The sequence below is a fragment of the Inquilinus sp. genome (assembly GCF_057815775.1).
Genome location: NZ_JBYRFX010000409.1, coordinates 1 through 6,002 on the forward strand (window position 1 = coordinate 1; position 6,002 = coordinate 6,002).

Annotated in this window: 4 protein-coding genes; 2 read left to right on the top strand and 2 right to left on the bottom strand. The window is 63.3% G+C overall.

Annotation, left to right across the window (positions count from 1 at the left end):
- A partial coding sequence (locus tag AC3XYG_RS14590; RefSeq protein WP_489140564.1) for an amidase occupies positions 1-724 on the bottom strand: 724 nt, incomplete at its 3' end.
- Positions 725-852: 128 nt separating this feature from the next.
- Here AC3XYG_RS14590 and AC3XYG_RS14595 point away from each other — a divergent pair.
- Both AC3XYG_RS14595 and AC3XYG_RS14600 read left to right on the top strand, forming a co-directional pair.
- Positions 853-1,422 carry a TetR/AcrR family transcriptional regulator gene (locus AC3XYG_RS14595; RefSeq protein ID WP_489140565.1) on the top strand — a complete coding sequence of 190 codons (570 nt, stop codon included), beginning with the start codon at positions 853-855 and terminating at the stop codon, positions 1,420-1,422.
- Positions 1,423-1,662: 240 nt separating this feature from the next.
- Complete coding sequence (locus AC3XYG_RS14600; RefSeq protein ID WP_489140566.1) at positions 1,663-5,379, top strand: putative phage tail protein; 3,717 nt, start codon at positions 1,663-1,665, stop codon at positions 5,377-5,379.
- A gap of 86 nt (positions 5,380-5,465) precedes the next feature.
- On the opposite strand, the gene AC3XYG_RS14605 is transcribed toward AC3XYG_RS14600, so the two are convergent.
- The coding region (locus tag AC3XYG_RS14605; protein WP_489140567.1) for an efflux RND transporter permease subunit at positions 5,466-6,002 on the bottom strand (537 nt) is incomplete at its 5' end.

Sequence of the window (6,002 nt, forward strand, 5' to 3'; positions counted from 1 at the left end):
CGTTGAGGATCGAATAGCCGAGAGCAACATCACCCACGGTGCGGGCCATCGGGCCGACATGCCACCAGCGCGACAGCACGGTCGGGTAATGGCCGGGGTAGGGAATTCGGCCATGGGTGGCCTTCAGTGCGGCGATGCCGGTGAATGCGGCAGGACCGCGCACGGAGATCGCGACATCGCTGCCGATGCCGATCGGCGACAGGCCGGCCGCGATCGCCGCGGACTCCCCGCCGGACGAGCCGCCCGGAGTGCGATCGAGATTCCAGGGATTATTGCTGCGGCCGGTGACCAGATTGTCGGTCTCCGTCCAGGTCGAGAACTCGGGAATATTGGTCTTCATCAGGGGGATGCCGCCCGCCGCCTTAAAGCGCGCCACAGCGGTGGCGTCCTGGTCCGGAATATTCCCAACGAACAGCTTGGAGCCGCGCTGGGTCAGAACGCCGACCGTGTCCAGGGCGTCCTTGATGGAAAATGGCACGCCGTGCAGCGGCCCAAGCTCCGCACCGCCGGCCACCGCCTTGTCTGCGGCGTCGGCGGCCTGCAGCGCCGCCTCGCCCATCAAGGTCACGACGGCATTGATCTTCGGGTTGACGGCAGCCGTGCGGTCCAGATGCGCCTGCACGATTTCACGGGACGACAGCTGCTTGGTGCGAATGAGCGCCGCGAGCGTCGTCGCCTCGAGATAATGAATGGGACCCGTGCCCCGGGTCGGTGTACCGGTCATGGCAGTTTCCTGTTTGAGCGATCCGCCATCTACCTGACGACAGGTAGGTAAGTCGGTGACGATTGAATGAGCCTTCCCTTTCGGCCTGTCAATGTCTATCTGTCGTCAGGTAGATGAGGGCCCAGGCGATGACGGCGACCGACACGAAGCAGAAGATCATGGAGACCGCGCGCCTCACCGTGCAGGCGCATGGCTATGCCGGGCTGAGTTTCCGCGAGCTGGCGAAGGCGGTGGGCATCAAGAGCGCCAGCATCCATTACTATTTTCCCAGCAAGGGAGAGCTGGGCGGCGCCCTGGCTGAGCGCTACACCGCCGATTTTTCCGATTACCTGGAAGAGGTGCTGGCCCAGTTTCCCGACCAGGGCACCTGCATCCGCAAATACGCGGACGTCTTCCGCAACACGCTGCTGAACGAGAACCGGATGTGCCTGGGCGGGATCATGGCCGCCGAGCATGACGAGCTGCCGGCCGAGGTGCAGGTCGAGGTCGTCAAATTCTCGGAGATGAATGTCCGGTGGCTCGCCAAGGTGCTGGCGCTGCCACCGAAGAGCCGGGCCGGCGCCGCGGCGATCGAGGACCGGGCGCTGGCGATCTTCGCGGCCGTCCAGGGCGCCCAGCTGGTGGCGCGGGGCCGCGACGATGTGTCGGCCTATGACAGGATCGTCAGCGCGTACCGGACGGCGGGCCTGCTGCCCTGACCGCCATCGGTGCGGGCCGCGGGCAGTCGTTGATCGCGACCTGATACGGCTGGGCGAGCAGGCGCGTCCACGACAGGAGCAGATCAGCCAATCTGCGCAAGCAGCGAATTCGTTCACCATCGTTGATAGTAAACGAAACGTTCATTGTTGAAGACATTTTGCCCGTGGTAATTTTACTCGATAATTAATTTCACAATCGTCGCAAATAATATGGCGACAACTTCGATAAAGGAGAGATCAATGGATGTGTTGATCGTCGACACAATCGCTCTGCTCGCAAAATTGCCACTGCCGCCGGCGTCGCCCACTGCCGTTACGGTGAGAGGATATTACAACCCCGCGGATGGGGGCGGCGGTGATTTCGTTTGGGTTGAAAGCACGCCGCCGCTCCTGCCCGACGACGGAATCAACATCCGGCCCGATTTAACTCCCACATACACCGGAAACGGGCGATGGGTGCGCCAGGCCAAGAATGATGGTGAGATCAACGTCAAGTGGTTCGGCGCGCGCGGCACCGGCGCTGACGACACGGATGAATTCCAGAAGGCCCTGAACTACCAGCTCCTCAACGGCGGCGAGATCATCGTTCCCACGGGGAACTACACGATTACGTCGACCCTGGAGTATTTCACGTCGAATCGTTCCCACGGCTTGCGCATCAAGGGGGCCGGCCGCGGAAAATCCAATATCGTCTGCAGCATTTCAAACCGCACGTCGCTGCTGAAGATCCGCTGTTCCCTGCCCTCCCAATTCATGTGGGGCGGCCACATCAAGGGTCTGTCGATCGTGGCGAGCGGCGCGCAGCCATACTGGTCGCAGCAGGCCGCCATCGACATCGGCAATTCTGTCGAGATGCTCATCGAGGATTGCCAGATCCAGGGGATTGCCGGCCACGGCATCTGGGCGTGCGGGGAGAGCGTCTCCGTCAACAACAATGACGGTTCGGGCACCGATTTTCCGAATGACAAGCCCTGGGTGACCGCGGACCGGTTCCGTCCGGCCGGGCGCCCGGTTCATCTGCAGGCTCGGGTAAGCCCTAACAGCATCACACAGGTCACCGGCCAGACATCGGCAGGCGCAGACACCGTCTCAAATGTGGACACGAGCGGCATCACCGTCGGCGCATTCGTTTCCGGAGGCGGATTTCCACAGGACACAATCGTCGTCGCAGTGGTCACCGCTGGCTCGACCGGCCTGCTCAGGCTGTCCAACAAGGCTCTCACCAGCGGATCGGTAAACCTGTCCATCAACAGCGGCGGCACGGTGACCGGGTTCCGGCTCTACCGCATCGGCAGCGGATACCGCGATGGCGCCGTGATCGACGTGCGTGGCTGCGGTTTCGGCTTTAAGGGAAAGGCGAAGACGTCCTTCACCCTGTACGGCACGACGAACAGGACGACCGACCCGACCGACCCGTCCAATTTTCAGGTCACGGGTGTCTTTCTGTCCGGGACCGGGAACACCGTCTCCGGCTCAAATCTGATCACTGTGAGCACCGGCACGACCGGCATCGCCAAAGGCTGCTCGATCGTTGGCACGGGCATTCCGGCCGGCGCGACGGTTACCAAAGTGATCGACTACGACACGTTGCAACTGTCGGTCGCAGCCATAGCAACAAGCCCCACAGTGGGAGTGCCCCTGGGCATCGGCAAAACGGCGGGTTCGACGATCGGCAAAGTGCAGGTCGGCTATTTCGTCCGTGGCGACGGCGTGCCGGACGGCACGACCGTGACCGCGATCCCGACCAACAGCCGGAATGAGCTGACTCTGTCGGCCGCGGCGACCTCGTCGCTGTCCGATACATCGCTGACGTTCTACGCGCCGGACAGCGGTTTCATTTCCCTGACGGGGGACACCGTCGCTTTGAACCCCGCTGTCTGCAACATCAACACGACGGATCTGCAGCCTGGGTATCTCGTGAGCGGCCCTGGGATCACACCGGGCACAACCGTCCTGGACGTGACCAGCGGCACGGCCATCACCCTTTCGCAGGCGTCCACGGCGACCACGACTGGGGCACAACTGAACTTCATCACGCCGGATGGCGGCGTGGTGGACTATCAGATCGACGCTTCGGGCTCGAACTATTACGAGGAGAACGACCACCTCTACGACAATCCCGATCCCTATACCGTGTCGCAGATGCGGGTTGTCCGCACCGAGATCTCGTATTGCCATGGCGTCGGCTTGGTGTTCCCACATTTTGCATCGTGCCAGCTCTCCATTGAGAACTGCTCGATTTCGAGAAATATGGAAGGCGGCGTTGTGTTCGGCGGCAATAGCTTCGTCATGAGGAGCACCAGCCTCGGGGCGAACGGCATGCATGTCGGCAATGGCGGCCCCGGATATTATCCCGGTGTCTGGCTGCGCCGGGGCGACAGCAGCGCAGAGATGATCCGGCTGTCGGAAAACGAGTTCGACTCCAACACCTATTGCCATGTGCTTCTGGACGGGGTGGACGGCGCGGAGATATCCCGCAATCGATGCAATTCCTGGGTCACGGCCTGGCCGTACAACACCGACTGGAAGGCCCAGATTCCGCCCGAGCAGATCAAGTTCGACCCGGGCAATGCAGCCTCCGGCAACACCGGCATCGTCGTGCGCAACAACCGGCACCGATCGCAGCCGGTCGACGGGTCAGTTCCGCAAACCAACGTCACCGCCCTCGCCCACAATGCCGTGGTTGCCGGCGCAAGCAATTCCCCGCTCGCCAGCCAGACGTTCATCGTCGGAGCCAGGGTCAAGATCCTGGTCGGCTCGACAGCGATCTCCTTCGACGGCACCGCCGAGGACGGCACCCCCGCGAAGGAGACGACGGTCACAGCCATCACGCCGACGATCACCACGCTGACGGGGAACGTCACAGCCGGTTCGGTCACCATCACAAATCTGACAGACACCGCCACGTCCCCCACCCCGATCCTCCCGAAGGCGCCGATCAGCGGTGCCGGCATCCCCGCCGGAACACGTGTCCTGAGCGTCTCCGGCAACACGCTCACGATGACGCTGGCCGCCACGGCAGGCGGAACCCAGGTGCCATTGACGGTCGCCGGCACGATGACGCTGGCGCTGGCGCCGTCCGTCGACGTCACCAGCGGCGTCATCCGCGTCATCATCAACGATGAAGGGGTGACCGGCGTCGACCTCGGCGGAACTTCGCTGGTCACAGCCACCGAGATCGCCGATCCGGTGAATGGCATCACCGGAGACCATGGCCATGTGGCGGCAAACTGGCGCAATGGGCTGGGCACCGGCGTCAGATACTACCAGAACGGCGCCCAGATCTTTGGCAACCCGGGAACCGGCGGGGCATCCGGCCGCATCAACTACGACGCCGATGTTTTGCTGCCGGGCGGGGGCGAGACGGCAATTCCCTGGACGATTGCAGGGGACGCTGAACGCCGGCTGGTCCCGACCACTCCGGGAACGGCCAGCCGATACCTGCCGATGACATCCGGCATCTTCGAGGTCACGGGATGCCTGACCCTGGCAGCAACACCGATCATCACCGCTGGCGATGTGTTCGAGGTTCGCCTCGTCCAGGAGTTCGACACCCTCGATCTGACCGGCGCCTCCATCCCCGCGATCCCATTGCAACTGGAAAAGATCGCGTTCAAGGCTTCGGAAACCGGAACCACGCTGACGATGCCGTTTGCATTCAGCGTGCCGTTGACGGTTCTCAACACCTATATCGGCCAGAATCGCCCGGCTCAGCAGCCGAATTCGGGCATGGCCGGCTTGGTCTGGTGGAATCCCGAGACCAAGCGGCAATGGCGTTGGAGCGGGACCCTCTGGCAGTTGGTTGCGAAAACGACCAAGGATGTGGTGGATGCGTTCGATCCGAATACGAGACTGAGCATCAGGGTCTTCAACGGCCGGTCCGGTGACGTCAAACTTCTGGGTGGGGCGAAACTGGACGGGCGCCAGAACTTTGTGACCTTCAAACAGGTCGGGTAAACGCGGAAGCCTTATTTGAGACGACGTGTCCTGGCCAGCACAGCCGTGCTGGCCAGGATCGTTTCAGGCGTTCGCCGGTTTAGGCATCACGGCGTCCCGACGGCGCCGGCGGCCACGACAGGCGCCCGCCGCCGGCTGCCGAACTTGCGAATGACAGTGTAGAAGACCGGCGTGAACAGCAGGCCGAACACAGTCACCCCCAGCATGCCCGAGAACACCGCGGTGCCGAGCGACTGGCGCATCTCCGACCCCGCACCGGTCGCCACCACCAGCGGCGCGACGCCGAGGATGAAGGCGAAGGACGTCATCAGGATCGGCCGCAGCCGGGTGCGTGCCGCCCGAACCGCCGCTTCGGCCGGCGTGGCGCCCTCGTCCTCGGCCTGGCGCGCGAACTCGACGATCAGGATCGCGTTCTTGGCCGCGAGCCCGACCAGGACAACGAAGCCGATCTGGGCCAGCACGTCGATCGGCATGCCGCGCAGACCCAAGCCCGTGACCGAGGCCAGCAGGCACATCGGCACGATCAGCACCACGGCCAGCGGCAGCTTCCAGCTTTCATACTGGGCGGCCAGGACCAGGAACACGAACAGGGCGGCAGCACCGAACACCAGCAGGGTCGGCGT